The organism is Rothia mucilaginosa, from assembly GCF_049990865.1.
Taxonomy (GTDB): domain Bacteria; phylum Actinomycetota; class Actinomycetes; order Actinomycetales; family Micrococcaceae; genus Rothia; species Rothia mucilaginosa_I.
Genome location: NZ_CP188231.1, coordinates 458,360 through 484,735, shown reverse-complemented (window position 1 = coordinate 484,735; position 26,376 = coordinate 458,360). Strand labels below are relative to the sequence as shown.

The following is a 26,376-nucleotide window of genomic DNA, read 5'->3' as shown; positions in this document are numbered from 1 at the left end:
GGACAACTCATGGAGCTAAGCACTCCACCAATGCTGGAGGAGATTCCTCCCCGAGCCAGACGAGTCTGGAAAAGAAATAACTTCTATGCTGAAACCCACTTTGTGTTGTTTCTAGCTTTCTGCGTTTTCTTCTACGCGCTCGTTGGCTGGAGCGTTCTGGGCGTTATTCCGATGTCCCGCCGTGACGCATCCATCTTGTTGGGGATTGTTGCCGCTATAACCTTTGCGACTCGGTGGTATTGCAGGAGGCGCTACCTGCTGTTCAACCCCGATTCGTTCTACATTGGGCGGCTTTTCCTGCCCGCGAAGAAGTACAGTTACCCCGACATTGAGGAGTTCTGTGTCTTCCCGAAGAACCCCGAACAGATCAAGCCGACCTTCTACGAACCGTCACAGTGGCAGATAGAAATCAAGGTGCCGTCCAGAATCCCGCCGAACCTCGCCAAGCGCATGCCGTGGCTGCGCAGGCATATTGTGGCGGTGCACGATGAGCGCGTCGTCTGCCTAACCTCCCAGGTTGCGTTCTATCTGGAGCAGGAACGCTGGGCGGACCTGCGCTCCCCCGCTGACCGCGAGAAGCTCGCGGAATACTTCACCAACGGCAACATTGTGTGCACCTCCCTCGGGTACAAACCCATCAACGAGGAACCCGAAAAATAGCAATACGTCCCTTGGAAAACCGAATGTATACAGCAAATCACATATGAATGCCCACGTTATTTCATCATTCTTGACTGGATTTTTATGTATACATGATAGGCTAAGAAACGAAAGTTCTCGTTGCAATGATTCTCATAGGAGAGAATTTATGACTAAGAAGAAGACTAACCTAAAAGACCACACCGTACCCGCCTCCATTATTGGATCTTTCTCAGATAGCAAGGATGACTCCCCTCGAGAAAGAAAAGTGTACTACCTACACAGAAAAGGAATGACTTCTCCCCATTACAAAAGGGCAGAGACTATTGGATATGTGAAGGGAGAGTATGACTCATCCTTCGGTCGCGCTGTCGATGATTTGTGGGACGAATATGAAGGCAGTTTGCCTGAACTCTCAGAGATTTTCACCCAGAAGAAACCACTTTCCATTAATTTATGGGAAAAAGTTCTTATCCCATATGTCGCCGACTTATGGGTTCGCAGCCCCGGCTTTAGGCAGAACTACGAAAACCAGTTTGAAGCATTACTGCCTCTAAGTCAGGAAGATGAAGGAAAATTTAAACAATCCAAAAAAGATTTAGTTGCCATGCTCAGAACAACCATTCGACTTGAATGCCGAAGGGTTTTCTCCCTGTACTCAATCGATGTTCTATATACTTCTAAATCCAATTTCATTCTCCCAGACCTAGGCATGGCATATCTAAGAGCTTCCGAAGATATGTTCCGCAAGGATTACACTTGGGAAAAAGAAACAGAGTGGTATGGAGAGTACTACAAGAATGGCAAGCGCTGCGAAATCAATCCCCCTTCGTATCTAGTTCCTTTAAGCAATAACATTGCGGTAAAAATGACCCCTCGACAAATCATCCCAACCGCAATATACAAAGATACACCTTCAGGGCGACAAGGGTATATCCCAATTCGGTACATTGACTGCGACTCATGCCCCAAGGGTAACGGTGAGGTATCCGTTACAGAAGAGATCAATAAGCTCCTTATGGGAAGCGCCCTGGAGTGGGTCGTAGCAAGCAATGAAGATTCCCTGCAAAAAAATCAAGAAGTAATTCTTGAAGACAAGAATTTTATTCATAACGAAGCCCTTTGGTTTCTTTCATTTCCAAAAAACATCTCAGGAAATAAGATTCTAATGGATGAAATCATTGCGAATATCAAGAAAGATATACCACTTACAGGATATAAACAAATAATTCAAGTCGAAGACGGGCATATCGATTGCAACCTCAAAGATGGAAGATACTATATCAACATAAGTTACTTCTCGAGGCCTAGGTACGATACATTTTATGATTCCTTTATGAAAACTACCCCCCCTGAAACAGAGAGATTCAAATCACTCTATGAATTCAATGGTTACTACTCATGGGCTCCGCAGGAGTAGAAAGTATAACTACCTAAAAATAAATTACCCAATAAAATAATTATCTCAAATACATCATACTACGATGTAGATAAATGATTGTGGGTCTCCCTAGAATATTTAGGAAGACCCACAATCATAATACTTAAAAATAATTACAATAAACCAGTTTATAGTCTTGTATGCGGAGGGGTTAGGCGTCCTGCTCGCGCAGCCAGCGTGCCGCCTCCGTACCGTAGTAGGTCAAGATGACGTCCGCACCGGCGCGGTGAATCGAACGCAGCGACTCCAACACCACAGCCTTACGGTCAATCCAGCCGTTCGCCGCAGCAGCCTCAATCATCGCGTACTCACCCGACACCTGATACGCCGCCACCGGCACCGGCGAAAACTCCGCCACCTCACGCACAATATCCAGGTAACTACCGGCAGGCTTCACCATTACCATATCCGCGCCCTCCTCCAGGTCAGCGCGCACCTCCAGCAGCGACTCGCGGCGGTTCGCCGGATCCTGCTGATAGGTCTTACGGTCACCCGTGAAGCTGGACTCCACCGCGTCACGGAACGGACCAAAGAATGCCGAAGCGTACTTCGCCGAATACGCCAGAATCGACACATCCTCAAAACCAGCCTCGTCCAGGGCGGCGCGCATCGCCGCAATCTGGCCGTCCATCATGCCCGACGGGGACACCGTGTGCGCACCCGCACGCGCCTGCGAAACCGCCATCTTGCAGTACAGCTCCACAGTCTGATCGTTATCCACAACAAGCGTGCCGTGGCCGTTATCAACCAGCACACCGCAGTGGCCGTGGCTCGTGAACTCATCCAAGCAAGTATCAGCCATAACCACCAGGTCGTCACCGAACTCCTCACGGCACACCGCAATCGCACGGTTCAGGATGCCCTGCGAATCCCAGGCGGTCGAACCGACCTCGTCCTTATCCTCATCGCGAGGAATGCCGAACAGGTCAATGCAGCGGATGCCCGCCTCGTACGCCTCACGCACGGCGGGGATGATGCTCTCCAGGGTGTGCTGGTACTGGCCGGGCATGGAACGAATCGGCTGCGGCTCATCAATGCCGTCGCGAACGAAGAACACCTGAATCAGCTGCGCGGGGCGCAGGGTGGTCTCAGCAACGAGGGAACGCATGGCTGCGGTGGTGCGCAGGCGGCGCGGGCGGCGGGTGAGGTTCATGATCTCTCCTGAAAACTCGATAAAAATATGTGGTCTTAGATGTGTCTTAATGAGGCCTAGATGAGGGATGCGTCTAAATCAGGGATGCGGCGGCGCGCGCCAAATCCTGCGGGGAGGGCGAATCGGCCTGCACATAACGCAGGTTCAGGGCGCGGCATGCGGAGGCGGTACTCGCCCCAATCGCCACCACCGGAGGCACGGACTCAGGCGGCACGGGCTCGGGCGGCACCGATTCGGGCGCTAGCGCGGGTGCGCCGTCCAGCAGGGCGTGCAGGCGGGAGGGGGCGGTCACCACCAGCACATCCGGCACGGGGTTTTCCGGGGCGCTCACCTGAGCTGTGTTCCCCTGCACGAGCACGCGGGCGGCGCTGAGGCTCAGCTCGCCGGGTGCCACCTGCTCGGCGGGCACCATGTCGTAGAGCACGCAGCGGCGGCTGTCCCAGCCCAGGTTTTTGAGGCCTTCGCGCAGGGTCGGGCGGGCGTTGGAGCCTTCCAGAACCAGCACGGCGGCGACATCAGCTGCAGGCTTTTCAAACTCCGCGAGCATACCGGCGGCGCTCTGCACCTGCGGCTGAAAATCCGTGCCCAGCCCCAGCTGGGTGTGCACGGCGCGGGCGGTCGCCGCGCCCACGCAGGCGATGCGTGCTCCCCCACTCGCGCAGGCGCGGGCGAACTGGTCACCCCACAGCTCGGCGCAGGCGCGAACTGTGTTGGCGCTCGTGAAGCTCACCCACGCGTACTGACCGGAGGCGAGCGCCTCCAGCGCGGCGGTATGCTCTTCGCCCGGCTCGACGGTGCGTGCCTGCTGTAGCGGGGCGAAAAGTACCCGGGGCTCCCCCAAGCCGTTCTGTGCGCATTCTTCGGCGAGGGCGCGTGCGAAGGCGGCGCCCTGGGCGGCGGAGCGGGTCAGCAGAACCGTGTGCGGGTATTCAGAACACGAGGCAGACATGATGCCTACTTCAAATCCAATCCAGCCAGGGCGGCGGCGCCCATCTGCAGCAGGTCTTCCGCCACACGCACGCCCAGGCGTTCGGCGCCGGGCACATCCAGTTCGGCGGTTGCCGAGGTGTGGCGTAGCATGTCGGTGCCGTCCGGGGAGGCCACCACAACGTTGAGCACCAGGTCGCCCTCAACCACCTGCGCGTACGCACCGATGGGGGCGGCGCATCCGGCTTCGAGGCGGCGCAGCAGGGCACGTTCGGCGCTGACGGCGAGGCGGGTTTCGTAGTGGTTTGCGGCGAGCAGGGCACGGCCGAGGGCACGGACCGGGCGTGCCACCTCGGGGTCGGTGAGCGCGGCGGGGTCCGGGTTCTCGAACTCGCTTTCACGCACTTCCAGGGCAAGCGCACCCTGGCCGGGGGCGGGCAGCATGCGGGTGGGGTCCATGTACTCGGTAATGAGTTCTTCCTTGCCCAGGCGCTTCAAACCGGAGACGGCGAGCACCACGGCGTCGCAGTCACCGCTGCGTTCGGTGCCTACACCGTGGTCGGCTCGTTCGGAAGTTTCGGTGTTCTGGCGGAGCACGACCTGTTTGCCGGCGTGCTCTTCGAGGCCCTTCACGCGGCCGATGCGGGTGCCCACGTTACCGCGAATGTCCACGATTTCAAGGTCGGGGCGCAGTGCACGCAGCTGGGCGGCGCGGCGGGGTGAACCGGTGCCCACGCGGGAGCCGGTGGGCAGGGTGTCCAGGGTCAGACCGTCGCGTGCTACGAGGGCGTCGCGGGGGTCTTCACGTTTGAGGGTTGCGGCGATGACCAGGCCGGGGCAGGGTGCGGAGGGCAGGTCCTTGAGGGAGTGTACTGCCATGTCCACGCGGTTTTCTTCGGAGGCGTTCTCACCGTCGAGCAGACGCTGGCGCAGTGCCGCCGCGAATACGCCGGTGCCGCCCAGGGTTGCCAGGGGTCCGGTGAGCACGTCGCCTTCGGTCTTGACGGTGCGCAGGGTGAAGTCCACAACCTCGGCATCTGCGGCGCCGTGGTGTGCCTGGTGTTCGGTGTAGAGGGAGGTGACAGTTTCAGTAGCAATACGGCTTTGGGTCAGGGCGAGAGCAGACCCGCGGGTGCCCAAGATGTACTCGTGATGGCTCATATCTCTCCTTATCAGTGATGTGTGTGATAGCCCGTAGGCACGTGCGCTCCGACCCGCCCGCGTACCCCGGTTAGGGGGGTGTTGGGGCGAGCCGGAGCTACAGGGGTGATGTTAGTGGGAGCAGCATCCGCCGGAGCCGCAGCCACCGGAGCGGCGGGCAGAGGTTTCAGCAGCGGTTGCGGCAGAGGCGGCGTCCTCAGAAACGGCGGGCGCGTATTCTGCAACCACCGGCTTCGGCGCGCCACGGCCGGGCTTGCAACAGCCCGGTTCGCACTCGTCGAACCAGCCGTACTGACCGCTCGCGCTCGGGGCGAGGACGCTCTCACGTTCGGGGCGCAGGTCGGCTGAAACGCCGTTCTCCACGCGCTCGGCAATCAGGCGGCGCAGCGATTCCACGTACGCCGGATGCGTGCCGGGGGTGGGGGTGCGCACGGCGACCACGCCCAGGCGCTCGCAGGTGTCTAGCGCCTCGGTGTCCAGGTCCCACTTGACTTCCATGTGGTCGGAGACGAATCCGAGGGGCACCAGCACGACGCCTTCCACGGGGGCTTCGCCGTCCTCCGCCGGGTTGGCGGGGGTGGGTAGCGCCTCCAGTGCGTCGTTGACGTCCGGTTCGAGCCACGGCATGGACGGCGGGCCGGAACGGGACTGGTACACCAGCTCCCATTCGACGTTCTGCAGAAGCTGCGGAGCCTCATCGCGAACCAGCGAAAGCACGGCGCGAGCGACCTGCAGGTGCTTCTCCACGTAGGCGGAGCCACCCTCGTAGTTCACGCCGCGCGGGCCTGCCTCGTTCGCCGCGGAGGTCGGCACCGAGTGGGTGCAGAACATGATGCGCAGGCGCGGGTTCGGCGAGCCGCTATCGCGTGCGGCAAGCTGCTCACGCACCGTGGCGAGGCCGTCCTTCAGCCCGTCAGCGAAGGCGCGGGAGAAGCCGGGCACGTCAAAGAACTGACGAATCTTGCCCACGTGTACGCGACCTTCCAGGCCGAGCTGCTCGATCGCCATGCCGTAGTCTTCACGGTACTGGCGGCAGCTCGAGTAGCCGGGGTAGGCGCTGGTTGCCAGCACGAGCACGTTGCGGTGGCCGTTCTCGTAGGCTTCGGCGAGTACGTCCTTCACGTAGGGCTTCCAGTTGCGGTTCGCCCAGGTAATCGGGATGTGCGGGCCACGCTCGGCGAGCGCCTGCTGCAATGCGGCGAGCAGGGCACGGTTCTGCTCGTTAATGGGCGAGACGCCGCCGTTGGCGCGGTAGTGGGTGGCGACCTCTTCGAGGCGCTCGTCCGGGATGCCGCGGCCAGCGGTTACGTTGCGCAGGAACGGGATGACGTCCTCCTGCCCCTCGGGGCCACCGAAGGAGGAGAGAATCACCAGGTCGTAGGGGCGTGCCTCTTCGGCACGTTCACGGGTGATGCTGCGTTCGCTTCGGTAGTCGCCGAGGGTCTGCTCGTTGAGCGCGGCGGGGCCGTTGGAGGCGGTGTTCGCCGGGTCGGTGCGGTTGGGTACCACGTCGTCCGGCAGGAGTGTGCCGTTGAGGGTTACGCCGTTGTTCGGCTGATGGCTCACGCCAGAACCTCTGCTACTTCGTCTGCGCCGATGCGGCGGCCGGTGTAGAAGGGGGTTTCCTCGCGCACGTGCAGGCGTGCTTCGGTGTTGCGGAAGTGGCGCATCATGTCGACCAGGTCAACGAGCTGGGGTGCTTCGAGGGCGAGGACCCACTCGTAGTCGTTCATGCCGAAGGTTGCGACGGTGTTTGCCAGAATCTGCGGGAAGTCGATTGCCTTCATGCCGTGGTTCTTGAGCATTTCTGCGCGGCGTTCGGGGTTCATGTAGTACCAGTCGTAGGAGCGTACGAAGGGGTAGACGCAGACCCATGCTTCGGGTGCCTTGCCGCGTGCGTAGGCGGGTGCGTGGTTGCGGGTGAATTCTGCTTCGCGGTGTACGCCCATGGTGGACCAGACGATGGTGGTGCCTGCGAAGAGTGCGGTGCGGCGGATCTTGCGGACTGCTGCCTGCAGCTTTTCGGGGCTCTCGCCGTGGGTCCAGATCATGATGTCTGCATTGTCGCGCATTGCGGAGACGTCGTAGATGCCGCGCAGGGTCACGCCGTCGGCTGCGAGCTGCTCGGCGACCTTCTCGAATTCTGCGCGTGCTTCGTCGGTGTTTGCTTCTGCGGGGCGTGCGCCGGAGCGTGCGAACACGGTGTAGAGGGCGTAGTGCAGGGTTTCGCCTTCTTCGCGGCCGCGGCGGTTTTCGTCAGCTGCGGAGTGCTGGACTGCGTAGCCCTTGGGTGCGCCGCCGTAGCCGTGGCCGGGGTGGGTGTAGCCGCCCTGGCCCTGTGCACCGTGTGCGCCGCCGTGGCCGTGTGCTGCGTGATCGTGAGACATTGTGTGTTCCTTTCTTCAGCGAGGGTTCGCTGTGCTGGAGGCGCGGCTTCCGTAGCTGCGCGTTTTCTCAATTTTTGGCTTTGTTGTTGGCTGAGCTGAGTTGTTGGCTGAGCTTCTGCCGTTGCGGTGCCGTCTACTTCGCGGTTGCGACCTTCGGGGAGGTGATGCCTTCCCAGTCTTGTGCGGCGTGGTAGATCAGCTGGTCCATCTGCTCGTAGGTGTCTTTGACGGTGAGGACTAGGCCGGATCCGGCGGCCCAGGAGCCGACGGTGCTGAGGGTTCCGAGTTCGCTGGCGCGTTCGCGGAATTCTTTGACTCGTTCGCGGTGTCCGGGGGTGGAGGCGGGCAGTACGCCGCGCCACCGTACGACGTCCGCGTCGACGAGATTGCGGTGGGTGAGGGCAACATCCATCATGCGGCTTGCGTCACGCAGGGCGAGGGTGATGAGCTGCTCGTCGGCGAGTGCGACTTCGGAGAAGCGGGAGTCTTCGCCGCCGCGGCCGTAGGAGAGGCGTACGACGTGGCGGCCGGGTCCTGCTGCGTCGGCGACCCACTGCCACTTGGCGGTGGCGTGGGTGAGGGCCTTGGCGCGGACGGCGGTTGCTTCTTCGGAGACGAGCAGGCCGGTGCCGCGCGGGTGCTTATCCAGGGCGGGGGCGTCGACGACGAGGGTGACGAGGGCGACTTCGGGGCCGGGTTCCAGGGCGGGTAGCGCGGTGGAGACGTGCGGGCCAATGAGTCGGGCTACGGTCGGGCCGTCGGTGGCGACTACCAGGTAGTCGGCGTAGAGGGGGGTGTTTTCGCCGTCGGTGGTGTGGCGCTGGATGATGAACCACTGGCCGGTGGATTCGTCGCGGTCTACGGCGATGACGTCGAATCCGGTGACAATACGAACACCGGCGGCGTAGAGGTCTTCGACGAGGCGTTCGGAGAGCTGGTTCATGCCGCCGACGATGCCTGCCACCTGAGAGCCTGCCGGTGCTGCGGAGCGGAAGGCTGCCGCTGCTGCGGAGAGGGAGCGGTGCTTGCGCAGTGCCGCGCGCAGGCCGGGGATGGTGGCGTCCACGTCGAGCTTGTCGGGGTGGGTGGAGTACACGCCGGAGACGACGGGGGCGACGAGGTTGTCGAGCACTTTCTGACCCATGCGGATGCGCACGAGCTCGCCGAGGGTCTTCGCGTTTTCGCTAGCGGATACGGGCAGGAACTTGTCCACCTGGGCGCGGCGCAGGCCGTTCTTGCCGATGACGGGAATGAGGGACTTGTCGTTGACGTTGCCGGGGATGCCCATGATGCCGGTGCTGGGGGTGCGGCGGGCACCTTGCGGCAGGTACAGCCAGGAGCCGTAGGAGTTGGGGGTGACGATCTGGTCGCCCAGGCCGAGTTCTTTGACGAGGTCGCTGACGATGGGGCTGCGGGTTGCGAAGGATTCGGCGCCGGAGTCTAGGAGCAGGCCGCCAACTTCGTGGGCACCGACGGCACCGCCGAGGTGGTGCCGTTGTTCGAGCAGGGTGACGCGCATGCCGGCTGCGGCGAGGCGGCGTGCGGAGATGAGGCCGGAGGGGCCGCCACCGATAACGATGGCGGTGGGTACCTTCTCGTTGCGGGTGAATGCTCGTGCGGTCTGGGGCGCGGTGGAGGAGCTGGCCTGTGCGGTCCGGTGCGGTGCCTGGTTGGTGTGCTGGCCCATGGTGGTTCTCCTTTGGTCTGTCAGCGGGTCTGCCCTGCGGTGTTGGCTTTATCAGCGGGCGCGGTGGTTGTTGGGGGGGGCCCGCGGCGCTGATATGTGTTAGCCCCGCGGATCTGTTGCCTTAGCGTGTGCCTGAGCGTGCCGTTTTCTCGTGGATATACGCCACGAGGTCGGTGAGCACCTGCGGGTCGGTGGTCGGGGGTACGCCGTGGCCGAGGTTGACCACGTGCGAGGGGGCGGCGTTGCCTTCGGCGAGCACTTCGTCTACGTGTGCGTAGAGGTTTTCGCTACCTGCGGCAAGCAGTGCCGGGTCGATGTTGCCCTGCAGGGGTACGGCGCCGTTGAGCAGGGTGTTCGCTGCGGACAGCGGCAGGCGGTAGTCCACGCCGATGACGTCTGCGCCGGCTTCGTGCATGGCGGGCAGCAGGGCGGTGGTGCCGGTGCCGAAGTGGATGCGCGGCACACCGTATTCACGCACCATGTCGAGGGCGGTTGCGGAGTGTGCCTGCACGTAGCGGCGGTAGTCGCCTTCACCGAGGGAGCCTGCCCAGGAGTCGAAGAGCTGCACGGCGGATGCACCTGCTTCAATCTGTGCACGCAGGAACTGGCCTGCGGTGCGCGATGCCCAGGCGGCGAGTTCGTGCCAGGCGGCGGGGTCGGCGTGCATCATGGTGCGCGGGCGCAGGTGGTCGCGGGAGGGGCCGCCTTCGACCATGTAGGCGGCGACGGTGAAGGGGGCTCCGGCAAAGCCGATGAGCGGGGTGTCGCCGAGCATTTCTACGGTGGCGGCGACGGCTTCGCGGATGGGGTCGAGGTCGCTGTCTTTGAGTTCGGGCAGGGCGCGCACCTCGTCGAGGGTGCGTACGGGCTGGTCGAGTACGGGGCCCCTACCGGGCACGATGTCGACGTTGACGCCCGCGAGCTTCATGGGGATGACGATGTCGGAGAAGAAGATGCCGGCGTCGACCTTGTGGCGGCGGACGGGCTGCACGGTGATTTCTGCGGCGAGGTCGGGGGTGAGGCATGCGTCCAGCATGGGGATGCCTTCGCGTGCTTCACGGTATTCGGGCAGGGAGCGGCCTGCCTGGCGCATGAACCAGACGGGTCGGTGACTGGAGGGGCGGCCGGTGAGGGCGCGGAGCATGGGCGAGTCGGCGGTGGTGCCTGCGCGCAGGGGGTGGTTGGCGGGTAGGTGTGCGAGCTGCTCGTCGGTGAGTAGGGGTCGCTGGGCGTCGGTGGGGTGTGCGGGCAGGGCGGGTGCCTGTGCGGCAGCCGCTGCGGGGCCCTTTTCCGATGCGAGAGTGGTGTGCTGGTTTTCGCTCATAGTGTCTAGTGTGACAGGTTTATGTGGGCGTTTTTGCGACACTATGTCATGGCGACTTTTACCTAAAGGTGGCTTCCTTAGTGGTGAGGGACACCTTAGTTCACACCCGTTAGGTCCCTGCTGACCCTCTGTTTTCGCCCGTTTGCGCGGAGATTTGCGTAGAGAATACGCAGGTAAAGCCCCGAATACACCCCTTCACATTCCGGTGCATTCTCCCCTACCTGCGCTTTTGAATTGCCGCCAGCACCCCGACAACGCCCCGGCGAATACCCCCGCTTCTTGTCCACTATGTGGCGCCCACTAAGCCCCGTAGAGCCGTGAACTTAGGTTCTGTGAGCTTTACAGGGGCTTAGTCGGCGTGGTTATGATTAACCCCTAGATGAGTACTTATGCATTTGTGGCATCGCACCACACCGTAGATTTGACCACCGTCGCTGCGTTGAGCGCCGGTGCCTCCGGCGTACCCGATGTTCTGGCGAGCGATATGGCGCGTCAGCTGGGCGTGAAGGGTGCAGTCGTTCTTGCCACCTGTAACCGTCTTGAAATGTATGTTCAGCTACACGTATCCGCCCATGTCCCCATGGTTCGTGAGCTGATTGTCGACTCTATTGCGCGCACCTCCGGCCTGGACACAGAACTGGTCAATTCCAGCTTCGATGTGTACGCCGATGACGAGGCCGCACGCCACCTGCTGACGGTCGCCTCCGGCCTGGAATCTGCCGTGGTTGGCGAGCGCGAAATCGCCGGTCAGGTGCGCCGCGCTCTGGCTGCCGCACAGGCGAAGGCACAAGAGGACGGCGTGCCTCTTCCCGGTGAGCTGGTTCAGCTATTTGAGCATGCGGCGCATACCGCTCGTCAGGTGGGTCAGCATACGGCGCTTGGCGCTCAGGGCCGCTCGATTGTGTCTGTTGCCCTCGATCTTGCGGATGAGGTTGCCGAAAAGGATTGGGCAACCCGCCGCGCCCTGATTTTTGGTACGGGTGCTTACGCGGGCGCGACCATTGCGGCACTGCGCGAGCGCGGTTGCACCGATATTTGGGTCAATTCCCGTTCGGGTCGTGCCGCCGAGTTCGCGGCAAAGCGCGAGGTTTCTGCGGTGCCGGTGGACGGCATGGAGCAGGCGATGGCTTCTGCCGACATCATTATCGGTTGCTCCGGCGGCTCCGATCCGCTGCTTCCCGAGCAGATTCCGGCCGGTCACCACACGATCCTCGACCTGGCGCTTTCGCGTGATTTTGACCCCTCGGTCGCTGACCTGCCGAACGTTGAGCTGATTACCCTCGAATCGGTGCGCCTTGCCGCGCCCGAGGAAACCGAAGAGTCCGTGGCGACGGCTACGCGCATCGTGGAGTCTGAGCTGGTGGCGTTCCTGTCCCGTCAGCGTTCCCGCACGATTGACTCCGCGATTGTTGCGCTGCGCTCGCACACTATGGCTGTGCTGGATTCCGAGCTGGAGAAGGTGCGTAGCCAGTTTGGTTGCGGTGCGGCGACGGAGCAGTTTGAGCTGGCGATGCGTCGCATGGTGAAGTCTCTGCTGCACACCCCGACGGTGCGCGCCAAGAAGCTTGCGGCTGAGGGCCGCACGGAGGATTACGTGCAGGCGTTGGAGACTCTCTACGGTATTCAGGTGGAGGACTCTTAAGAGCCTGCCCCCCCCCCGCCACGTTTTTCTGTGTTTTGCGTTTGCTGCTGGTGTTCGTTGGTGGAGTATTTTATTAGCCCCCGGCGAAGTACCGCCCGTTCACGGTGCCGACGAGCGCATTCACGCTAGAGTAGATGCTAGATAAGATAAGTTCCCATACCCGGCGCGCGTTTGACGGCGCCGGACTATTCTGCGAGGAGACTCATGGAAATCAAGATTGGCATTCGCCACATTGCTCGTGAAATTATTGTTGAGACCAGTGAGGCTAAGGAAATCCTCATGGAGAAGGTCTCGAAGGCTATTGAGGATGGCTCGCTGCTGCAGATTATGGACGATAAGGGCAACACCACCCTGATTTCTGGCGCTCAGATTGGCTACGTTGAGCTGGGTTCCGACGCGAAGCGTCACGTGGGCTTCGGTATCGGCGCCTAATTACCTCGGCGACTAAATTCCCTATAAGCTTTAGCTTTCCCCCGCATCCGCAATGATGCGTAACCGCGCTGTATGCGCTGTGTGCGTGCGCTGTATGCGCCGTACGGTTACGCCGTGCCGAATGCGGGGGTTTGCGTTTTAAACCGCCCATGCGAAAACCTCACGATACCCGGTTTTGGGGCGGTATATCGCCCATCACGGGCGCACACCACAACCGGCCTGGGGTGCGCCGGAAGCAAATCCGGGTTAATATTGAGGGGTTAAGTGAATGACCGGTCGTACCCCTTTCAAGACCCCGAGGCTGCACCGCCTTCTCATCATGAATAACCATGAGCACTAACCATGTGCATTGACCATGCGTGCAGGCGGCGTCTCGGTAAGAATTTCCCGTGTAAGAATTTCCCGCGGCCGGCTTTCGACGCCCGCCCGTCACCGCCTCCACCGTTGGGGCGCTGGCTGGTGCACCCCGATTCGGGGAGAAACACACCCCGAGCTGGGGTAGAAAGATACGGTCCAGTGACTGAAACGAACACGCAGGAAACCACTCAGACTGCAAAGTCCTTCGCCGACTTCGGCGTTCGCCAGGATATTAGCGACGCCCTCGCGGCGGTTGGCATTACCTCCCCCTTCCCCATCCAGGAGCTGACTCTTCCCGTGGCTCTGTCTGGCCAGGACATCATTGGTCAGGCGAAGACCGGTACCGGTAAGACCCTCGGCTTTGGTCTGCCCACCATTCAGCGCGTGGTCGGCCGCGACGATGAGGGTTGGGCTGATTTGGAGTACCCCGGCGCACCTCAGGCGCTGATTCTGGTTCCGACTCGCGAGCTTGCTATTCAGGTGGGTGAGGACCTGGCGATTGCTGCGAAGCTACGCAACGCCCGCGTCGCCACCCTGTACGGTGGTGTGCCGATTGAGCCTCAGGCTGAGCTGCTGCGCCGCGGCCTGGAGGTTGCGGTGGGTACCCCCGGCCGCATTATCGACCTGTACCAGCAGGGCTTCCTGAACCTGAAGCAGGTCAAGATCGTGGTCCTCGATGAGGCTGACGAGATGCTGGATTTGGGTTTCCAGCCGTCGGTTGAGAAGATCCTCAGCTACCTGCCCGAGGACCGCCAGACCATGCTGTTCTCCGCAACCATGCCCGGCCCGGTCATTGCGATGGCACGCCAGTACATGACCAAACCCATGCGCATTAGCGCCGCCGACCCCGAGGACGCCTCGAAGACTAAGGCGTCAATCCGCCAGGTCGTCTACCGTGCACACCACCTGGACAAGGACGAGATGATTGGCCGCATTCTGCGCGCTACCGGCCGCGGCCGTACCGTCATCTTCACCAAGACCAAGCGTGACGCTGCCCGCGTGGCGGAGGAGCTGGTGAACCGTGGCTTCGCTGCCGCTCCCCTGCACGGTGACCTGAACCAGGTTGCGCGTGAGCAGGCGCTGAAAGCGTTCCGCACCGGCAAGGTCGATATTCTGGTTGCGACCGACGTGGCGGCTCGCGGTATTGACGTTGAAGACGTGACCCACGTGATTAACCACCGCGTGCCTGAGGATGAGAAGACCTACCTGCACCGTACCGGCCGTACCGGTCGTGCGGGCAATGAGGGTACCGCCGTGACCCTGGTTGACTGGGATGACCTGCCGCGATGGAAGGTCATTAACGACGCCCTGGAGCTGGGTGTTCCCGAGCCGGTTGAAACCTACTCTTCCTCTGAGCACCTGTTCTACGATCTGAACATTCCGCTTGGTACCAAGGGCCGCCTGCCGCGTGAAGAGCGTGTGGCTGAGGGCATGGGCGATGAGTTCTTTGAGAGCGCCCGTGACTCGCGTGATGGCCGCCCGGCTCGTTCTCGCGGTGGCCGCGACGGTGGTCGTTCTGGCGGTCGTGACGGTGAGAAGGGCTCGCGCCGTTCCCGCGGCTCCCGTGACGGTGGCAGTGAGGGCCGTTCCGGCGAGCGCCGTAGCCGCTCCGAGGGCCGCAAGCGCACTGAGCGTTCCGAGCAGGGCGCATCCGAGCGTACTGAGCGTGCGCCTCGTCAGCGTCGCCGTACCCGCCGTGTTGAGGGTCAGCCCGTGGAGGGTGAGGGCCGCCGCCGTACCCGCCGCCGCTCTGAGGGCTCGCGTGCTGAGGGTTCTCGTGGTAAGGGCCGTGGCGCTGACCGTGCTGGTTCTGAAGGCTAGGGCCGGGGTTGGGTATTTCAGCATCCCCGGCGCCCGCCGCGCCCTCCCCTGCCGCTGAGGCACACCCCACGGATTCGGCTGTTTTCGATCCGCAGGGCCCGTCGCTGCTGGTGCAGGCAGATAACCTGGAGTATCTGCGTGAGCTGCCCGATGGTGCGTTCACCGTGATTTATATTGACCCGCCGTTCAATACGGGTAAGAAGCAGACGCGCCGCACCTTGAGCGCGGAGGCTTCTGAGAAGGGTGACCGCACCGGTTTTAAGGGCAAGAGCTATTCGAGCACCCTGCAGACTCTGGCGAGCTATAACGATTCGTTCGAGGATTATTGGGCGTTCCTAGCGCCGCGTATTGAGCAGGCGCATCGTCTGCTCGCGCAGGACGGCACCCTGTACCTGCACCTGGATTGGCGTGAAGTTCATTATGTGAAGATTATGTGCGACATGATTTTTGGTCGTGAGAACTTCATTAATGAGCTGATTTGGGCTTATGACTACGGCGCGAAGTCTACGCGCCGCTGGCCGACGAAGCACGACAATATTTTGGTGTACGCGAAGGATCACCGCAGCTATTACTTCAATACTGCGGAGGTTGATCGTGAACCGTATATGGCTCCCGGTTTGGTGACTGAGGAGAAGGCTTCTCGCGGTAAGCTCCCTACGGATGTGTGGTGGCATACTATTGTGTCGCCGACGGGTAAGGAGAAGACGGGGTATCCCACGCAGAAGCCTACGGGCCTTTTGCGTCGTATGATTGCGGCGAGTTCCCGCCCGGGTGATTGGGTGTTGGACTTCTTCGCTGGTTCTGGTTCTACGGGTGCGGCGGCGGCTCAGTTGGGCCGTAAGTTCGTGTGTGTGGATCAGAATCCGCCGGCTATTGAGGTGATGGCTAAGCGTCTGGGTGTGGATCCGGTGTCGTTCGCTGAGTATCGCGGTGTGCCGCGTGGGGCGAGTGTGCTGTTCACGCCGAAGCGTACGGTGGGTGTTCGTGGCGGTACGAGTCGTGATGCGTTGACGGCGGCGAGCCGTCATGCGCTGAAGGCTGTGTTGGATACGCTCACGGAGACTACGCAGCCGGTTGAGGGTGCGTCGTGCCGGTTTGTGCGTCACCGTTCGATGGATGCGGTGGATAAGAAGATGCGTATTGATGGTCGTGATGAGTTGCGTCGTCAGCGTCAGCATCAGGCGCGGGCTAAGGCTCGTGCGGCGCGGGCGACTGCTCAGATGGATGCGGCGGCTGCGGGTGCGGTGTTGCAGCATCATGCCTCGCGTGAGAGCGTCTAGGCGGTCTTGTCTGCGCGTTCGTGAGAGCACGTGTTAAGAGTGTGGGGCAGGTTCCTAATCGGGAACCCGCCCCACACTCTTTTGTGTTGCCCCAGTGTTCTGTTCTAAGGTGCCTTCTCTTTATAAAAGTTTTTAGAATGCACCTCGAGTATCTGCCATGCGCAATACTTCAAAAGCTTGTTCATATGTTGCTTGGAAAGTCCATTGGCTCACTCGTCGACCTTCATAGTCCATGCTCGCTACGTCATGGTGTCTAATCGATTCGTGGAAGCCAGTGTACTTCTTATCGGAGCCGGCTCCAGTGTATTTCAACCAAACATAGGCCCGATGCAACTCTGAGCCGTAAGGAAGGTTGGGGTTCCGCTTGGTCCAGGGCTCTTCCTCATTCGGAGGATTCATATCGGGTAGCTTGACCGCCGGACTACCAGCTAGGCGGTATGCCATGATTACTGTCGTCGTTTCATTCGCGGGGGCATCGTAATGGAAATTCCCATCACTCCAACCCCAGGTAATGCCCCGCTGACGAGCCCACATCACTACAGGAAAACGCGGATCATCAGTCTTAATATCACCATACGGAGACTGAGCCGGAAGATCCTTCACCTCAGGAGAACCCGACAGGCGATATAAATACTCCACAAACTGGCCACGGGAAATTACGGTGTTTTCTTCGATTAGCTGATACTTCTGGTATTCAGAAATTAGACCAACGCACTCAGCCCAGTCGTAGATAATCTTGCGACTGTAAGTCACATAAGCATTCGGAAGGTACTTATATTCGTAGATTGCGCGGTCGTTACAGGTCACCGCCGGTTCATTGGGCTGCACAATAGGTGTCACTTGGCGAGGTTTCAGAACACCAAGAGAATATGCCGGCACGCTACCGCACACCATGGCACCAGCCAACAGTACCGTGCCACCAGCCTGGATAACCCGCCTCGTAGGGCGAGCAAATAATTGTCGAAGCATCATAGCTCCTTCACGAACAGAGGGGCGGCACAATCTTTGTGCACCCCAATGAGTAGAACGTTCTCAGCGTATCAAAAATCATAACCTTCAGGTAAAGATTTAGGGAACATGCAATGATACGAAAGTAAAAGAGTGTTATATAAGTATGTGGGATGTATCAGTGAATCCTCCAGCTGGCATGACGCAGTCTCAGGTACAGCGGGTAATCATGAGGCAGCGAACTGGTATATCAGCTCATGGGCTAGCGACTGCACCTTTACAGGAGTACGCTCAGACAACCCCTACGGGCCAAGCCAAGAAGTACCCCTAGAAAGAATCCTCGCTTCACTGTGGGGCTTCTATCTTGAAGGTAGTGTTAGGCGTTTGAATATTATTGGAGCAAACGCATACGACGAATGCCACATGGACTACGAAGACAATAACAAACCTAAACCCAAGGTTCTGAACGATAAATGGAAGTTTTCTATTAAAAATTCCCTGAACCCACCCTACAAGATTGAAATTAATCAGTATGTCTATAAATCTACTGAGACTCCAGTGGGAACTTCCAATAAAAAAGAATATATAGTTGTGGAATAAATTCATAAACATATCCCCGCTTATGTATTGATACATAAGCGGGGATACGTTTCTTATTTAAATTTGAAAGATTTATCTGCCAGACGAATCACTTCAAAGGCCTGCTCATACGTAGCGTAAGTCAACCACTCAAATTCATCATTAGGTGATACGATACCATGCTGTCGATACGATACGTTCTCGACAGAATCTTTATTATTTGGATTCTGAAGACCATAGTATAACCAGGTGTATGCCTTATGAAGCTCCGAATTATAGGGCATATTCGGCCATTTTTCCTTCCAAGGAGTATATAGGAAATAGGCATTAGGATCGTCTACTTCTACCGTTACGTTTGGACTACCCGCCAATCGATACACCATCAAGGCAGTAGCAGCCTCACTAGCAGGGGTATCGTAATGGAAATTCCCATCACTCCAACCCCACGTAATACCCCGCTCACGAGCCCACATCACCACAGGAAAACGCGGATCATCAGTCTTAATATCACCATACGGAGACTGCCCCGGAAGATTCTTCACCTCGGGAGAACCCGACAGACGATACAAATACTCCACAAACTGACCACGAGAAATAACACTATCTTTCTTGACCATCTGGTACTTCTGATACTCAGAAATCAGGCCAACACACTGCGCCCAATTAAAAACAGTACGGCGCCCCAACCTGCCGTTGTCCTGATAGTACTCAAAATCTGCCCGGTCGTTGCAGGTCACTGCCGGCTCATCAGGCTGCACAATAGGGGTCACCTCGTGAGGCTTCAAATGCCCGGTGGCATACGCCGGAACACTGCCGCACACCATGGCACCAGCCAGCAGTACCGTGCCGCCAGCCTGGATAGCCCGCTTCGTAGGACGGGCGAATAATTGTCGAAGCATCATAGCTCCTTCACACTAAGGGGACACAATCTTTGTGCACCCCAATGAGTAGAACGTTCTCAGCGTATCAAAAATCCTAACCTTCAGGTAGAGATTTAGAGAATATGCAATGGGGTGAAAACAAAAGAGTGTGGGGCGGGTTCCTCATCAAGGAACCCGCCCCACACTCTTTCGTCTTACTACTGAGTTGCCAGTAGCTCACGGATACGCGCCACCGTTACCGCATCCGTCGTATTCTCACCCAGCAGGTTCGGCTTGCCCGCGCCGTGATAATCGCTCGAACCGGTCACCAGTACCTCACGGCCCGCCGCGCGCTGACGCTCAATGAACTCCAGCAGACGCGCCCGGTCCTCCGGGGAGTTCTCACGGTGATAAACCTCCACACCCACCAGGCCAGCATCCACCATCAAACCCAGGTACTCCAGGCTCAACGCAGGCCCACGCATCGTACTCATCGGATGCGCAATCACCGGCACACCCCCAGCCTCACGCACCAGACGCACCGCCTCCAACGGGTCCAGCGCCTGCTGCGGCACATAGTAGGGGCTACCCGTGTACAGCAGCTTCGCAAAAGCCTCAGAACGATCAGCAACCACGCCGGCAGCAACCAGCGCATCAGCAATATGGGGGCGGCCCACCGCCGCGTTCCCCTCCCCCACCTGCGCCAACACGTCATCCCAGGTCAGCGGGTAGTCGGCGGCAAGGCGGTCCACAATAGCCTGCGCACGGCCCGCACGGCTGGCACGAATCGCCTCCACACGGCGCGCAAGCTCCGAATCCACCGGGTCAAAACCATAAGCGAGCAGGTGAATAGTCTTCGTGCGTGCACGGCCCTCACCATCGGTGTAACGGTACCGGCAGGAGAACTCGGCACCCGGCAGAAAATCCAGACCGTGCTCATCCGCCAGCTGAGCCGCCTGCGCCCAACCAGCCGTCGTATCGTGATCAGTCAGCGCGAAACCCGCCAACCCGGCGCGAGCAATCAGCGGCACCAGCTCGGTCAGGCTCTGCGTGCCGTCAGAAATAGCGGAGTGAATATGCAGATCGTAGCGCCCGGCACGGTTCAGGTTTTCAGGCGCTCCCGATTCAGCGGGCTGCGGTACCTGCTGCGCATTAGGTGCACTATTTCGGTGTTCTGTCTGCGTCATCTTCTCTCCTTCCCCGCCCCCGCTAGTTCGTCGCCACCTCAGCGGGGTTTTAAGGCATGTCATCTACTCTTCTGATTCAACCCTACCAATATCGGCGGCGCAATATCGGGTACCTGGTCGCAGGTCAAAGATATATTCTGACCCACCGCGCCCTCTCTTATGGTCAAAAGCGATAAAACACCTGCCCACCTGTAATGAAGAGGCTATGATTAACCCATGACTGAGAACAATGAGAAGAGCACCGAAGCTCAGAAGACTGACCACCGCAGCACCCCTAAGGCGTCTGCGTTCACCGAATTCATTGCCGCAAACTGGGCACCTGCCGAAGATGACGGCTACACCCGCGAGCCCGTAGCAGACTACGCCGCTGAGCGCCGCGCCAAGATCTCCAAGGCATTCCCCGGCGAGCGCCTCGTCCTGCCCGCAGGCCCGCTGAAGGTCCGCTCCAACGACTGCGACTACCGCTTCCGCCCCCACTCGGCGTTTGCGCACCAGACCGGTCTGGGCATCGACCACGAGCCTGACGCTGTGCTGATCTTCGAGCCCGTCGAAGAGGGTACCGGCGACAACGGCTCCAACCACGAGGTCACCCTGTACTTCCGTCCGCTGGCTGGCCGCGACACCGCAGAGTTCTACGCGGATGCACGCTACGGCGAGTTCTGGGTTGGCCCCCGCCCCACCCTGAAGGAATTCTCCGAGCGTTACGGTCTGCGTACCCGCGACCTGTCCGAGCTTGAGGTTGCTATCACGAAGAACGCCGGCAACCAGGGCCTGGGTGGCGTGAACATCCGCCTGGTCCGCAACGTTGACCCGGCTGTTGACGCTCTGGTTGACACTTCCCGCTACAACACCGGCGTGGAGCTGGAGCAGGCTGACAAGCTGGACTCCGAACTGGCTGTGGCTCTCTCCGAGGCTCGCCTGATTAAGGACGCTATCGAGATTGAGAACCTGCAGCGTTCCGTTGACCTGACCGTCAAGGGCTTCGAAGAGGTCGTTCGTGCACTGCCGAAGGCTGTTGCACACCACCGCGGCGAGCGCGTCGTTGAGACCGCGTTCTTCTCCGTGGCACGTACCGACGGTAACGACCTGGGCTACGACACCATCGCAGCGTGCGGTAACAACGCAACCATCCTGCACTGGATCCGCAACAACGGCACCGTCGACGACGGCAAGCTGCTGCTGCTGGACGCAGGCGTTGAGGACGACACCCTGTACACCGCAGACGTGACCCGCACCTTCCCCGTGAACGGTAAGTTCACCGAGGTTCAGGCGAAGGTCTACAACGCTGTGCTGGAGGCTGCTGATGCCGCATTCGCTGTGGCTAAGCCGGGCCGTAAGTTCCACGAACTTCACGACGCCGCTATGGAGGTTCTGGCTCACCGTCTGGAAGAGTGGGGCCTGCTGCCGGTTTCTGCCGAGGTTTCCCTCACCATTGAGGGCGGTCAGCACCGCCGCTGGATGCCGCACGGCACCAGCCACCACCTGGGCCTGGACGTGCACGACTGCGCGCAGGCAAAGGCTGAGCTGTACATGTGGGCTGAGCTGGAGCCTGGCATGGTCTTCACCATTGAGCCGGCGCTGTACTTCAAGGAAGAGGACATGTCTATCCCCGAGGAGTACCGCGGTATCGGTATCCGCCTTGAGGACGACGTGCTCTGCACCGAGGACGGCAACGTGAACCTCTCCGCTGCGCTGCCGCGCACCGTTGAGGGTATTGAGGAGTGGATGGCGAAGCTGGCGAAGTAAGCCTGGCTCTTCACGCCACCAACACCGGTTAGTGCCGGTTGTGTGTGCATAGCGAAAGCCCCTCACCGATTCGTTCGGTGAGGGGCTTTCGCGTATCTTCTACGCTGCGTATCTTCTATGCCTGTTTCCCGCCGTTGTGCCTTACAGCTATTCGGAGTCCTTCGCTGAATTATCGTGCGAGGACTTATCGTGCAGGCCCTGCGGTCGCGGGGTCGGACGCTGCGGCTTGGGCTGAATCAGCTTCGCGTATTCTTCCGGGTCATCCACGCGCAGACCGTACCGCTGAGCCGGGCGCTTCTGCGTATCTGACTTCTGAGCGGTCGCCTGGCCGGTACTTGCCTGTTCGGCAGACTGTGCGGGCTGGGCGGACTGTGCGGATGGGGCGGACTGTACGGGCTGAGCGGGGGCAACCGGTGCGGGCATGTTCTGCGCCGCGCTCTGAGCCACCGCGTTCTGCGCGGTCGTATCACGCTCGGGCAGGTTCTGGTTCGGTGCTGGCTGGCTGCCCGCCTGCGCACGGTACGAAGGAGCCTTCGGCGCACCGGTCGGAACCGGTGCACCATTCATCGAGACGGTGCTCTGAGCGGCACGCGCCTGCGAAGCTTCCGGAGCAGCTGCCGCACGCGCAGCCGCAACCGCCGCCGAGAAGCGAGGGTGGGCACCCAGCACGCGGCGCGCATCCTGAGCGTACTCCGGCAGGGCGTACATCACGGTACGTGAGGGAATTGATTCGGCACGCATCGGGTGGCGACTCCCGTGAGAGCGACGCAAAACGAACATCTGCCAGAGCACAAACATAGCCATCGACAGTAGCACATACTTTATTACCTCAAACGCAGAGGAGTCATTAGTCGAGGCTATAACCAGCAGTGCAAAAAACGCACCGAATCCTGCCCCTCGAAGCGCCGCAAAAGTCAAGATACGGCCATACGGCAACGGTACCGGGTATTCCACCTGGCGGATACCGTCGTTGACCAGGTACAGCGCCGTGACCGGATAATCCTGCTCGCTGAGCACATCAAAAGCGGCGAGCGCATCATCGTGACGAACGAAGGAGGCAATCGCCTCACCGGCGGGCAGGGGCTTGCCCTGAGCCTGCGCCAGGCGCGACGCCAGATATGAAGAAGGCGGGGTCGAGGGAATATTCGGCAGGTTAGAAGTCATGGCTCCTATTCTACCGCCCACCCCAACCCTGGACCCGGTGGGCAGTCAGCTCCTCTACAGGCGTAGCGAACACCTGTTCAATTCGGCTTCTCAAAGTGCGAATCCCCGCGGCGGAGCGTACCCTAGAGAGGTGAGCAATTCGAAGTTCAGCACCCCCAGCAAGATTTACATTGCCCGCCTTTTGGGCCTCGACGTTTTTGACCCCTTCGGTGACCGCCTCGGCCGTCTCCGAGATGTCGTCGTGCTCAAACGCGGCCTGGGCGCATCCATTGCGGGCGCCCGCCCCGCCAAGGGCAGCGAACCCATTGTTGTCGGCATCATCGTTGAGGTGCTCGGCAAGAAACGCGTGTTCATGCCCATGACCCGTGTGCGAAGTATCGACGCCTCACAAATCATTTCAACCGGCCTGGTGAACCTGCGCCGCTTCGAACAGCGCAACTCTGAGACTCTCATTGTCGGTGAGCTCTTTGACCGCCGCGTGCGCCTGCTCGACGGCAGCGGCGACGCCGTCATTGAGGACGTCGCCATTGAGCAGCGCCGCAACGGCGACTGGGGCGTGACCGAGCTGTTCGTTTCCCGCGTCAACTCCGGCTCCAGCACGTGGCGCCGCCGCTCCAAGGAGACCCTCATTGTCGACTGGGACGAGGCGGTGCTCTCCACCGACGTGGAGCCGCAGGCGGCAACCGCGTTCGTCGCTAACCACGAGAACTCCAAGCCCGCCGACCTTGCGGATGCTATCCACGAGATGAGCGATAAGCGCATGGTCGAAATCGCCGCAGAACTGCAGGATGAACGCCTCGCGGACGTTCTGCAGGAGCTTCCCGCTGAGGACCAGGTGCAGATTCTGTCGCACCTGGACGACGAGCGTGCCGCGCAGGTCCTCGAAGAGATGGAACCGGACGACGCCGCCGACCTTCTCATCGAGCTGGACGACGCCCAGCGTGAAAAGCTGCTCGAACTCATGGAACCCGACGAAGCAGACGACGTGCGTCGACTGCTCGAATACGACGAAGGTACCGCCGGTTCGCTCATGAACCCGGTGCCGATCATCCTCTCCCCCGAGGCGACCGTCGCGGAGGCGCTCGCGCACATCCGCGCCGAGGAGATCCCTCCGGCGATGGCGGCTGCCGTCATGGTGACCCGCCCGCCCCTGGAAACGCCGACCGGCAAGTACCTGGGTCTGGTGCACATGCAGAAGCTGCTGCGTGTGCCGCCGAGCGAGCCGATCGGTCACATCCTCGATACCGACACTGAGCCTGTCTCTGACCAGGCAAGTTTGGAAGAGCTGGCACGCGTGCTGGCAACCTACGACCTGACCATCGTTCCCATTGTGAACGAATCGCACCGCCTGGTAGGCGCAGTGACCATCGACGACGTGCTCGATGCGCTCCTGCCCGAAGACTGGCGAACTTACGATGATGGAACTCCCGTACGAAAGGTAGGACGACGCTTTGGCTGATTCGAACCGCCGTGACGCAAACCGTACCGAAGAGAACCCCCGCATCGATAAGGCGCGCATTCTCAAAGACCGCCTGGAGAAGAAGTACGCTGAACGCAACCGCGAGCGCGGCGACTCCCGCACGCAGCGTAGCGACTCGCAGCTGAGCACCCCCGGCACCCGCAAGCCGAAGCTGTTCACGAGCCCCAACCCGGACGCTTTCGGCCGCATGACTGAGGCGTTCGCACGCTACATGGGTACCCCGCAGTTCCTGATGTGGATGACCATTTTCTGTGGCGTGTGGCTTGCCTGGAACTCCCTGGCGCCGGAGGAGATGCAGTTCGACCCGCGTAGCCTGAACTTCACCCTGCTGACCCTGATGCTGTCCCTGCAGGCTTCTTACGCTGCTCCCCTGCTGCTGTTGGCGCAGAACCGTCAGGATGACCGCGACCGCGTGGTGGCGTCTGAGGACCGTAAGCGCGACCAGCAGAACCTGGAGGAGACCCAGTACCTGACCCGCGAGATTGCTTCGTTGCGTATTGCTCTGCGTGAGGTTGCGACCCGTGACTTCGTCCGTAGCGAGCTGCGTGACATTCTTGAGGAACTGCAGAACATTGCGCAGGAGCAGGAGCGTCACGCTGAGCAGCTGCAGGACATCAGTGAGGACATTGAGGACCTGGAGGAGGCTATCGACGATATCGACACTTCCGAGGGTGAGGAGAAGGACGCTGAGGAGCAGGGCTCTGAGGGTACTGAGAACGGTACCGAGCAGGCCTCTGACAAGGCTGAACACTCCGCGAAGGACTCCGAGCAGGATCCCCACCGCGGCGAGGATCCCCACCGCGGCGATTTGAGCCAGCCTCAGAGCCGCGCATCCCAGCAGGCACAGCAGCAGGCGCAACAGCAGGCACACCGCGCCCGTGAGGGAGGCGCCCGTGACCGCTAATTCGCCCCTGCAGGATGCGCTCTACGCGGCGCTTTCCCGCGTCGAGGATCCCGAACTGCGCCGCCCCATTACGGAGCTGGGCATGGTTGAGACTGCGCTCGTGCATCCTGAATTGGATGAGCGCGGTGAGCCGATTCCCGGCCGCCACTGGGCTGAGGTGAAGGTTCTGCTCACCATTGAGGGCTGCCCGCTGAAGAACACTATCGAGCAGCAGGTTCGTGACGCCGCCGCCACCGTTGAGGGCATTGAGCGTGTGCAGTTGCAGGTGGGCGCGATGAACCCGCAGCAACGTTCCGCCCTGCGTTCGATGCTCAAGCCGGAGCGGTCCAACCCGTTCACCGCCCCCGGTTCGCTGACCCGCGTGTTCGGCGTGGTGTCCGGTAAGGGTGGCGTGGGTAAGTCCTCCATGACCGCGAATCTTGCCGCGGCGTTCGCTTCGCGCGGGCTTGCGGTGGGCATTATTGACGCGGATGTGCACGGCTTCTCCATCCCGGGTCTGCTGGGTATTACCGACGCCCCGACCCGCCTGGATGACCTGATTCTTCCGCCGACCGTGGATGTTCCCGCCCCCGCCCAGCGTTGGGGTGAGCAGAAGGTCAGCGGCGGCTTTATTCGCGTGATTTCTATCGGCATGTTCCTCAAGGGCAACGAGCCGGTGGCGTGGCGCGGCCCCATGCTGCACCGCGCGCTGGAGCAGTTCATCATGGACGTGCACTTTGGCGCCCTGGATGTGCTGCTGCTGGATCTGCCGCCCGGTACCGGTGATATTGCGATCTCCATGGCTCAGCTGTTGCCGAATGCTGAGCTGGTGCTCATTTCCACCCCGCAGCACGCCGCGGTGGATGTGGCGGAGCGTGCCGGCACCCTGAGCCTGCAGACCGGTCAGAAGGTCGTGGGCGTGGTCGAGAATATGGCGGCTATGACTCTGCCGGACGGTACCGTGCTCGATATGTTCGGTTCTGGCGGCGGTCAGGTGCTCGCTGAGCGTCTTTCGGAGGCGCTCTCCTACCCTGTGCCGCTGCTCGGTTCTGTCCCGCTGGATGTGAACCTGCGTACCGGCGGCGACGAGGGCACCCCGGTGGTCTGGGGCCACCCGGATTCGGCCACCGCCGAAGAGATTCAGTCCATCGCCTCGCAGCTACTACACTCGGGCGAGTCGAGGGCGGGTCAGAGCCTGCCGCTCTTCGTCTAAAATGTAGCTGTCTAAACCCAAGCATCTAGAAGCTGACGGCAAACAGCTGATACAGAAAGAACCCC

Annotated in this window: 22 protein-coding genes; 11 read left to right on the top strand and 11 right to left on the bottom strand. The window is 60.6% G+C overall.

The genetic code is table 11. The annotated features are described in order from the left end of the window. Positions 1 to 102: 102 nt before the first annotated feature. Entirely contained in the window at positions 103 to 660 is a 558-nt protein-coding gene (locus ACP3RB_RS02075; protein ID WP_426699294.1) for a hypothetical protein, read from the top strand. A gap of 148 nt (positions 661 to 808) precedes the next feature. Then, on the top strand, positions 809 to 2,059 hold the full coding sequence (locus tag ACP3RB_RS02070) for a hypothetical protein (RefSeq protein ID WP_426699293.1): 1,251 nt from the start codon (positions 809 to 811) through the stop codon (positions 2,057 to 2,059). Positions 2,060 to 2,231: 172 nt separating this feature from the next. Here the strand turns inward: ACP3RB_RS02070 and hemB are convergent, their stop codons facing one another. The 7 genes from hemB to hemE all read right to left on the bottom strand — a co-directional run bounded on the left by hemB (position 2,232) and on the right by hemE (position 10,719). Further along, positions 2,232 to 3,233: a porphobilinogen synthase gene (gene hemB / locus ACP3RB_RS02065; RefSeq protein ID WP_426699292.1), complete on the bottom strand. Its 1,002-nt coding sequence runs from the start codon at positions 3,231 to 3,233 to the stop codon at positions 2,232 to 2,234. A gap of 73 nt (positions 3,234 to 3,306) precedes the next feature. Continuing rightward, positions 3,307 to 4,182 carry a uroporphyrinogen-III synthase gene (locus ACP3RB_RS02060; RefSeq protein ID WP_426699291.1) on the bottom strand — a complete coding sequence of 292 codons (876 nt, stop codon included), beginning with the start codon at positions 4,180 to 4,182 and terminating at the stop codon, positions 3,307 to 3,309. Positions 4,183 to 4,187: 5 nt separating this feature from the next. Beyond that, positions 4,188 to 5,321, bottom strand: a complete 1,134-nt coding sequence (locus ACP3RB_RS02055) for a hydroxymethylbilane synthase (RefSeq protein WP_426699290.1) — start codon at positions 5,319 to 5,321, stop codon at positions 4,188 to 4,190. Between the two features lie 111 nt (positions 5,322 to 5,432). Next, positions 5,433 to 6,887, bottom strand: a complete 1,455-nt coding sequence (locus ACP3RB_RS02050; RefSeq protein WP_426699289.1) for a ferrochelatase — start codon at positions 6,885 to 6,887, stop codon at positions 5,433 to 5,435. Beyond that, positions 6,884 to 7,708: a hydrogen peroxide-dependent heme synthase gene (gene hemQ, locus ACP3RB_RS02045; RefSeq protein WP_304192625.1), complete on the bottom strand. Its 825-nt coding sequence runs from the start codon at positions 7,706 to 7,708 to the stop codon at positions 6,884 to 6,886. Before hemQ ends, ACP3RB_RS02050 begins: the two co-directional genes overlap by 4 nt. Positions 7,709 to 7,841: 133 nt before the next feature. Then, positions 7,842 to 9,395, bottom strand: coding sequence for a protoporphyrinogen oxidase (hemG, locus tag ACP3RB_RS02040; protein ID WP_426699288.1), 1,554 nt, complete (start codon positions 9,393 to 9,395; stop codon positions 7,842 to 7,844). 121 nt (positions 9,396 to 9,516) lie between these two features. After that, complete coding sequence (gene hemE, locus ACP3RB_RS02035) at positions 9,517 to 10,719, bottom strand: uroporphyrinogen decarboxylase (protein WP_426699287.1); 1,203 nt, start codon at positions 10,717 to 10,719, stop codon at positions 9,517 to 9,519. A 379-nt stretch (positions 10,720 to 11,098) separates the two neighbouring features. On the opposite strand from hemE, the gene ACP3RB_RS02030 reads away from it, so the two are divergent. From ACP3RB_RS02030 to ACP3RB_RS02015, 4 genes are all read left to right on the top strand, one after another. Then, positions 11,099 to 12,361 carry a glutamyl-tRNA reductase gene (locus ACP3RB_RS02030; RefSeq protein WP_426699286.1) on the top strand — a complete coding sequence of 421 codons (1,263 nt, stop codon included), beginning with the start codon at positions 11,099 to 11,101 and terminating at the stop codon, positions 12,359 to 12,361. 204 nt (positions 12,362 to 12,565) lie between these two features. Continuing rightward, entirely contained in the window at positions 12,566 to 12,793 is a 228-nt protein-coding gene (locus tag ACP3RB_RS02025) for a DUF3107 domain-containing protein (RefSeq protein ID WP_070507618.1), read from the top strand. A gap of 516 nt (positions 12,794 to 13,309) precedes the next feature. After that, positions 13,310 to 14,971, top strand: a complete 1,662-nt coding sequence (locus tag ACP3RB_RS02020; protein WP_426699285.1) for a DEAD/DEAH box helicase — start codon at positions 13,310 to 13,312, stop codon at positions 14,969 to 14,971. Positions 14,972 to 14,979: 8 nt separating this feature from the next. Beyond that, positions 14,980 to 16,251: a DNA-methyltransferase gene (locus ACP3RB_RS02015; RefSeq protein ID WP_426699284.1), complete on the top strand. Its 1,272-nt coding sequence runs from the start codon at positions 14,980 to 14,982 to the stop codon at positions 16,249 to 16,251. 132 nt (positions 16,252 to 16,383) lie between these two features. On the opposite strand, the gene ACP3RB_RS02010 is transcribed toward ACP3RB_RS02015, so the two are convergent. Continuing rightward, positions 16,384 to 17,223, bottom strand: a complete 840-nt coding sequence (locus ACP3RB_RS02010) for a heme peroxidase (RefSeq protein ID WP_426699283.1) — start codon at positions 17,221 to 17,223, stop codon at positions 16,384 to 16,386. A gap of 144 nt (positions 17,224 to 17,367) precedes the next feature. Here ACP3RB_RS02010 and ACP3RB_RS02005 point away from each other — a divergent pair, with 144 nt between their 5' ends. Continuing rightward, positions 17,368 to 17,799: a hypothetical protein gene (locus tag ACP3RB_RS02005; RefSeq protein ID WP_426699282.1), complete on the top strand. Its 432-nt coding sequence runs from the start codon at positions 17,368 to 17,370 to the stop codon at positions 17,797 to 17,799. Between the two features lie 53 nt (positions 17,800 to 17,852). On the opposite strand, the gene ACP3RB_RS02000 is transcribed toward ACP3RB_RS02005, so the two are convergent. Both ACP3RB_RS02000 and ACP3RB_RS01995 read right to left on the bottom strand, forming a co-directional pair. Next, a complete protein-coding gene (locus ACP3RB_RS02000; protein ID WP_426699281.1) occupies positions 17,853 to 18,680 on the bottom strand; it encodes a heme peroxidase in 828 nt (275 codons plus the stop codon). A 176-nt stretch (positions 18,681 to 18,856) separates the two neighbouring features. After that, positions 18,857 to 19,825, bottom strand: a complete 969-nt coding sequence (locus tag ACP3RB_RS01995) for a PHP domain-containing protein (protein WP_426699280.1) — start codon at positions 19,823 to 19,825, stop codon at positions 18,857 to 18,859. A 216-nt stretch (positions 19,826 to 20,041) separates the two neighbouring features. Here ACP3RB_RS01995 and ACP3RB_RS01990 point away from each other — a divergent pair, with 216 nt between their 5' ends. Next, entirely contained in the window at positions 20,042 to 21,571 is a 1,530-nt protein-coding gene (locus ACP3RB_RS01990; RefSeq protein WP_304192646.1) for an aminopeptidase P family protein, read from the top strand. A gap of 147 nt (positions 21,572 to 21,718) precedes the next feature. On the opposite strand, the gene ACP3RB_RS01985 is transcribed toward ACP3RB_RS01990, so the two are convergent. Beyond that, on the bottom strand, positions 21,719 to 22,735 hold the full coding sequence (locus tag ACP3RB_RS01985; protein ID WP_426699279.1) for a hypothetical protein: 1,017 nt from the start codon (positions 22,733 to 22,735) through the stop codon (positions 21,719 to 21,721). A gap of 130 nt (positions 22,736 to 22,865) precedes the next feature. Between ACP3RB_RS01985 and ACP3RB_RS01980 the strand changes: the two genes are divergently transcribed. Genes ACP3RB_RS01980 through ACP3RB_RS01970 form a run of 3 tightly spaced genes read left to right on the top strand, consistent with a single transcriptional unit; the run spans position 22,866 to position 26,311 of the window. Beyond that, positions 22,866 to 24,194 carry a magnesium transporter MgtE N-terminal domain-containing protein gene (locus tag ACP3RB_RS01980; protein WP_311446876.1) on the top strand — a complete coding sequence of 443 codons (1,329 nt, stop codon included), beginning with the start codon at positions 22,866 to 22,868 and terminating at the stop codon, positions 24,192 to 24,194. Further along, positions 24,187 to 25,119 carry a DUF1003 domain-containing protein gene (locus tag ACP3RB_RS01975; RefSeq protein ID WP_426699278.1) on the top strand — a complete coding sequence of 311 codons (933 nt, stop codon included), beginning with the start codon at positions 24,187 to 24,189 and terminating at the stop codon, positions 25,117 to 25,119. Before ACP3RB_RS01980 ends, ACP3RB_RS01975 begins: the two co-directional genes overlap by 8 nt. Next, positions 25,109 to 26,311, top strand: coding sequence for a P-loop NTPase (locus ACP3RB_RS01970; protein ID WP_294630602.1), 1,203 nt, complete (start codon positions 25,109 to 25,111; stop codon positions 26,309 to 26,311). The genes ACP3RB_RS01975 and ACP3RB_RS01970 overlap by 11 nt, the downstream gene beginning before the upstream one ends. Positions 26,312 to 26,376 lie beyond the last annotated feature (65 nt).

Excerpts from the sequence above, each read along its gene's own strand:
- ACP3RB_RS02030 (WP_426699286.1), top strand. The coding sequence starts at position 11,099 with ATGAGTACTTATGCATTTGTGGCATCGCACCACACCGTAGATTTGACC.
- ACP3RB_RS01990 (WP_304192646.1), top strand. The coding sequence starts at position 20,042 with ATGACTGAGAACAATGAGAAGAGCACCGAAGCTCAGAAGACTGACCAC.
- ACP3RB_RS02060 (WP_426699291.1), bottom strand. The coding sequence starts at position 4,182 with ATGTCTGCCTCGTGTTCTGAATACCCGCACACGGTTCTGCTGACCCGC.
- ACP3RB_RS02055 (WP_426699290.1), bottom strand. The coding sequence starts at position 5,321 with ATGAGCCATCACGAGTACATCTTGGGCACCCGCGGGTCTGCTCTCGCC.
- ACP3RB_RS02025 (WP_070507618.1), top strand. The coding sequence starts at position 12,566 with ATGGAAATCAAGATTGGCATTCGCCACATTGCTCGTGAAATTATTGTT.
- hemE (WP_426699287.1), bottom strand. The coding sequence starts at position 10,719 with ATGAGCGAAAACCAGCACACCACTCTCGCATCGGAAAAGGGCCCCGCA.
- ACP3RB_RS01985 (WP_426699279.1), bottom strand. The coding sequence starts at position 22,735 with ATGACTTCTAACCTGCCGAATATTCCCTCGACCCCGCCTTCTTCATAT.
- hemG (WP_426699288.1), bottom strand. The coding sequence starts at position 9,395 with ATGGGCCAGCACACCAACCAGGCACCGCACCGGACCGCACAGGCCAGC.
- ACP3RB_RS02000 (WP_426699281.1), bottom strand. The coding sequence starts at position 18,680 with ATGATGCTTCGACAATTATTCGCCCGTCCTACGAAGCGGGCTATCCAG.
- hemQ (WP_304192625.1), bottom strand. The coding sequence starts at position 7,708 with ATGTCTCACGATCACGCAGCACACGGCCACGGCGGCGCACACGGTGCA.
- ACP3RB_RS02070 (WP_426699293.1), top strand. The coding sequence starts at position 809 with ATGACTAAGAAGAAGACTAACCTAAAAGACCACACCGTACCCGCCTCC.
- hemB (WP_426699292.1), bottom strand. The coding sequence starts at position 3,233 with ATGAACCTCACCCGCCGCCCGCGCCGCCTGCGCACCACCGCAGCCATG.
- ACP3RB_RS02010 (WP_426699283.1), bottom strand. The coding sequence starts at position 17,223 with ATGATGCTTCGACAATTATTTGCTCGCCCTACGAGGCGGGTTATCCAG.
- ACP3RB_RS01995 (WP_426699280.1), bottom strand. The coding sequence starts at position 19,825 with ATGACGCAGACAGAACACCGAAATAGTGCACCTAATGCGCAGCAGGTA.